Annotated in this window: 5 protein-coding genes and 1 other RNA gene; all 6 read right to left on the bottom strand. The window is 48.0% G+C overall.

Annotated features, from left to right (window positions below; genetic code table 11):
- The 6 genes from ssrA to SHK35_RS14030 all read right to left on the bottom strand — a co-directional run bounded on the left by ssrA (position 1) and on the right by SHK35_RS14030 (position 4,758).
- Positions 1–381, bottom strand: a transfer-messenger RNA (tmRNA) gene (ssrA, locus tag SHK35_RS14055).
- A 70-nt stretch (positions 382–451) separates the two neighbouring features.
- Positions 452–928 carry an SsrA-binding protein SmpB gene (gene smpB, locus SHK35_RS14050; RefSeq protein ID WP_318710243.1) on the bottom strand — a complete coding sequence of 159 codons (477 nt, stop codon included), beginning with the start codon at positions 926–928 and terminating at the stop codon, positions 452–454.
- Between the two features lie 13 nt (positions 929–941).
- The gene (gene rnr / locus SHK35_RS14045; RefSeq protein ID WP_330638273.1) at positions 942–3,131 is read right to left on the bottom strand and encodes a ribonuclease R; all 2,190 of its coding nucleotides are present in this window, start codon (positions 3,129–3,131) and stop codon (positions 942–944) included.
- A gap of 70 nt (positions 3,132–3,201) precedes the next feature.
- Positions 3,202–3,441: a preprotein translocase subunit SecG gene (secG, locus tag SHK35_RS14040; protein WP_318702415.1), complete on the bottom strand. Its 240-nt coding sequence runs from the start codon at positions 3,439–3,441 to the stop codon at positions 3,202–3,204.
- A 95-nt stretch (positions 3,442–3,536) separates the two neighbouring features.
- On the bottom strand, positions 3,537–3,740 hold the full coding sequence (locus tag SHK35_RS14035; RefSeq protein WP_318702416.1) for a hypothetical protein: 204 nt from the start codon (positions 3,738–3,740) through the stop codon (positions 3,537–3,539).
- A gap of 1 nt (position 3,741) precedes the next feature.
- On the bottom strand, positions 3,742–4,758 hold the full coding sequence (locus SHK35_RS14030; protein ID WP_318702418.1) for an ABC transporter ATP-binding protein: 1,017 nt from the start codon (positions 4,756–4,758) through the stop codon (positions 3,742–3,744).
- Positions 4,759–4,857: the final 99 nt, after the last annotated feature.

Here is a 4,857-nt window from a genome sequence, read left to right as displayed (position 1 = left end):
TGGAGTAGACGGGAGTCGAACCCGTGTCCAAAAGCCCATTCCCTGTCCTTCTACTATCATAGTCCGTTATCTTGGCCGGGCTTTCCCCGGCCTGTTCCCGCCTGAGGCAGGAAACGAACAGCCTGCTCCATTTGGTAGCTTCATTTTACGCCCATGCGCGCAAAGCTTAACGCATGTCGTTTCTCACATGGTTGATGCCCGGATTCCGAGGTGTGAGTGCCCCGGAGCGGACAAGCTGCCTAAGGCAGCGTCATTCACAGCAATTACGCTGCAAATGCTAACTGAGTATTATCTTCAGCGTTTAGTTTAATTTTGTGATTAACGTGTCACATCGGATAGCTTCTCCAGCTGCAAGACTCCTGTCGAAACCTTTACTACCCCGAGCAAACTCTCCGGATTTTTCCGTAAAGATTTTCTTTCGCTGTTAGTATAGAAGAATTTTGACAATAAGTCAATAGAATTTGCCACTCATCTTAAATTCCTTTTCCGCCTCTCTTCTCTGATCCTTCTTTGCGATGTCCCGGCGTTTATCATAAAGCTTTTTGCCCCTTGCCAGGCCGATCTCCACCTTGGCTCTTCCGTCCTTAAAGTAAACCTGCAGCGGCACCAGTGTGTAGCCTTTTTCCGCCACCCTTCCCGCCAGCTTGTTGATCTCATACTTGTGAAGCAGAAGCTTTTTTACCCTTAAGGGATCCTTGTTAAAGAGATTTCCCTTTTCATAGGGACTGATGTGCATTCCATAAACAAAGACTTCTCCGTTCTCAATGCGAATAAAGGCTTCCTTTATGCTGCATTTCCCCATGCGCAGGGATTTTACCTCCGTACCGTGAAGGGCAATGCCCGCCTCATAGGTTTCATCTATAAAATAGTCATGGAATGCCTTTTTATTGTTCGCAACCAGCTTCTGCGCATCTTTTCCCTTTGCCATTCCTCACACCTCTTTACTCGTTGTATTCTTCCTCTTTCGTCTCCACCAAAGAAAAATCAATGGTTCTTGTCATGATATCTACCCCTGACACGCGGACTCTCACCGGCATTCCAAGCTTAAAGGTTCTTCCGGTAGCCTCGCCCACCATTTCACAGGCATCCTCCTTGTAATAGTAATAATCCCCGGGGAGCTTGGATACATGAACCAGTCCCTCCACAGTGTTGGGAAGCTCCACATAGATTCCCCAGCCTGTCACGCCGGATATAATGCCTTCAAAGCACTGTCCGGTTCTTCCCTTCATATACTCTGCCTTCTTCAGCTTGTCCGTCTCCCGCTCTGCTTCGTCTGCCCTGCGTTCCATATCAGAGCAATGGCTTGCCACCTCCGGGAGAATCTCCCGGTAATGGGCTGTCCTCTCTTCTCCCAGCCTTCCCCGGAGCTGATCCTTGATAATACGGTGAATCTGTAAGTCTGGGTAACGTCTGATGGGCGAGGTAAAATGACTGTAAAAGCGGCAGGCCAGTCCAAAATGCCCGCTGCTCTCCACGCTGTATTTCGCCTGCTTCATGCTGCGAAGAGCCAGGCGGCTTATCATGGCCTCCTCGGGAGTGCCTGCAATTTTGTCAAGCAGCTTTTGAATTTCCTTGGGATGCACTTCTCCCCCGCTTACCTTACCCGCATTTCTGCCAACAGCCTTGATATAATACCCCAGATTATTGATAAAAGTGGAAAGCCTTTGAATCCTCTCTGCATCCGGCACATCGTGGACTCTGTACAAAAAAGGCACCTCCAGCCAGTAGAAATGCTGGGCTACGGTTTCGTTTGCAGCCAGCATAAAGTCCTCAATGATATTGGTAGCCACATTCCGTTCATAGGGCTTTATGTCCACAGGATGACCTTCCCCGTCAAGCAGTAGCTTACATTCCGGAAAATCAAAATCAATGGCGCCTCTCTTCCTTCGCTTGGAGCGGAGTGCTGCCGCCAGCTCCTCCATCTGCCGCAGCATAGGCAATAGATCAGCATATTTCTGATACGCCTCTGTTTTCAAAATTTTCTCATCGGCAAGTATATTCTTCACCTGTGTATAGGACATACGGTGGTCTACACGGATCACCGACTCGCAGATATCATAGTCGAGAATTTCCCCGTAAACGTCAATACGCATAAGACAGCTTAAAGCCAGCCTGTCTGCTCCCTCATTCAGAGAACAGATGCCGTTTGAAAGGGCATGGGGAAGCATGGGAATCACCCGGTCTGCCAGATACACACTGGTGCCTCTTTTCAGTGCTTCCCGGTCCAGGGCGGAATTTTCCTGTACATAATTTGCCACATCCGCAATATGAACTCCCAGATGGTAACAGCTTCCATCAAAGCTCACACTCACGGCGTCGTCTAAGTCCTTGGCGTCCTCTCCGTCAATGGTAATCATAACCACATCTCGCAGATCCCTGCGCCCGGCCCTATCCGCCTCAGACACCTCCTTCGCCGCACGCAGCGCCTGATTCATCACCTTTTCGCCAAATTCCACAGGAAGCTCATATCCACGCACGATGGACATAATATCAACGCCCGGATCATTTCTATGGCCCAGAATCTCAATAATGCGGCCCTCCGGACTTTTTTTGTCTGTGCCATAGCCTGTGATCTCCACCACCACTTTATGTCCGCTCACAGCACCTTGGGAATGCTCCTTTGGCACATAAATATCCTGGGCCAGCTTTGTGTCGTCCGGTATCACAAAGCCGAAATGATTCCGGGTCCGCTCATAGGTGCCCACCACCTGCTTCATGCCTCTTTCCAGAATCCGGATCACCTGGGCCTCCTGGCGCCTTCCCTTTGGATTCTCCAAAAGGGCTGCCTGCACCGTATCCCTGTGAAAAGCTCCGTTGACCTTGTCCTCCGGAACGAAAAGATCCTCTTTCCTGCCCTCTATCCTCACAAAGCCAAAGCCCTTGGCGTTTCCGACAAAGGTGCCTGTGAAAACTCTTCCATTGGACTTCACGTATTTTCCCTTGTTGGTCAGCATCAGCCTGCCTTCCGCCAAAAGCTCCATCAGGATGCTTTTCAGCTCCTGTCTGTCCTCCGCAGCCACCTGAAGGAACATGGCAAGCTCCTTTTCCTTCATAGGCACATAGAGGTCGTCATTCACCAGATCACAGATGATTTTTTTCCTTTTTTCCCTTATTTCCATCCCGCTGTTCATGAATACTCCTTATGGCTTCCTGCCCGCATAAAAAAACACTCTTTGTCACAAGAGTGTTTTTCTTACGTGATTAAAATACGTTAAGATTCAGTATGACCGCAACCAGCATAAATAATACCGCTAAAATCTTGGTTATCTTTACCAAAAGTCCCTCCATGGAACGTCCCTTGTTCTTGCCCCAATAGGTTTCAGCCGCACCGCTGATGGAGCCAAGGCCAGCAGATTTGCCTTCCTGCATCAATACCAACACTGTAAGCGCTATACATATCAATATAAAAATAATTGTCAAAACCACTCTGAGTGCTTCCATTCTACACCTCCTAATGTCAAGCGCTTTTCATGATACCATAAAAAGCATATCTTTTCAACCGTTTTTTCCCAAAAATGGGCAAAAAGCTCCCTTCCCTACAAATGGCGCAAAAACAACAGCCATATCAAAAACAGAAAAACAGCCATCACCAGAAGAAGCGCCGGAACAAAGACCAGAAGTGCTGCGATTGCAATGGCTAGTTTATCCTTTGGCTCCAGCTTTTCCTCCTGTCTGTTTTCCAGTTCCTCCTCCGATTTTTTTACGTCGATTACCCGGTCCACCTTTTTCTGGAACAGCATCTTATTTTTCCTTTCTGCCCAAAGGGAAATGACAGGCTACATAATGCCCCTTTCCCACATTTGTCCATTCCGGCTCCTGCTGTGTGCACACTTCCTGACAATAACGGCATCTGGTATGGAATTTACAGCCCCTTGGCGGATTTACAGGACTTGGAATATCTCCCTCCAATAAAATCCTTTCTTTTTTTCTGTCATTTACATCTGTTGTGGGAATGGCTGAGAGCAACGCCTCTGTATAGGGATGCATTGTGTTTTCAAACAACTCGCCCGTTTCTGAAACCTCCACCAGATTTCCAAGATACATCACGCCTATTCTGTCACTGACATACTTTACAACACTCAAATCATGCGTAATAAACAGATAGGTCAGATTATCTTTTTCCTTCAAGTCCCTGAGCAAATTCAGTATTTGTGACTGTATGGAAACATCCAGCGCTGAAACTGCCTCATCACATACTACAAATCTGGGACGAAGCGCAAGGCTTCTTGCAATGCCGATCCTCTGTCTTTGTCCTCCCGAAAACTGGTGGGGATAGCGTCCAAACATATAAGTGGAAAGACCACAATCCTCCATTATCTGAAAAATGTAGTCCTTCATGGCGCCGTCTCCCCTTTTGAACATACCATGAGAAAGCAGTCCCTCGCCGATGATCTGTCCCACTGTCATTCTGGGGTTCAAAGAAGAATAGGGATCCTGAAAGACAATCTGCAGCTCTTTGCGCAGGCTCCGCATGGATTCTCTATCCTGAGCCTTCAGGTCTACCCATTCCCCATCCTTCTGATACAGAATTTCTCCATGCGTCTGCGGATAAAGCTGAAGTATGGTTCTGCCAAAAGTCGATTTTCCGCACCCCGACTCTCCTACCAGCCCGAAGGTTTCCCCTTCGTATATATCCAGCGTGATTCCATCGTTGGCCTTCACATATTTCTGTTTCTCCCTGAAATGTGTTTTCTTAATAGGGAAATACTGCTTCACGTCCTGAATGCGGAGCAAAACCTTTTTCTCATTTGTCTGCATGACCCTTCCTCACCTCCTTTTTTGCATAAAAGCATCTCACCAGATGTCCATCTTCCACCGGCAAAAGCTCCGGCTCTTCAGATTTGCACCTCTCCTGAC

It is taken from the genome of Candidatus Acetatifactor stercoripullorum (genome assembly GCF_944382095.1).
In the GTDB taxonomy this organism is placed as follows: Bacteria; Bacillota; Clostridia; order Lachnospirales; family Lachnospiraceae; genus Acetatifactor; species Acetatifactor stercoripullorum.
Note: the sequence above shows the minus strand (reverse complement) of the source record. Positions and strands in the feature narration are given on the sequence as shown.

Coding starts and splice junctions, on each gene's coding strand:
- smpB (WP_318710243.1), bottom strand. CDS start 928: ATGGCAAAGGGAAAAGATGCGCAGAAGCTGGTTGCGAACAATAAAAAG.
- rnr (WP_330638273.1), bottom strand. CDS start 3,131: ATGAACAGCGGGATGGAAATAAGGGAAAAAAGGAAAAAAATCATCTGT.
- secG (WP_318702415.1), bottom strand. CDS start 3,441: ATGGAAGCACTCAGAGTGGTTTTGACAATTATTTTTATATTGATATGT.
- SHK35_RS14035 (WP_318702416.1), bottom strand. CDS start 3,740: ATGCTGTTCCAGAAAAAGGTGGACCGGGTAATCGACGTAAAAAAATCG.
- SHK35_RS14030 (WP_318702418.1), bottom strand. CDS start 4,758: ATGCAGACAAATGAGAAAAAGGTTTTGCTCCGCATTCAGGACGTGAAG.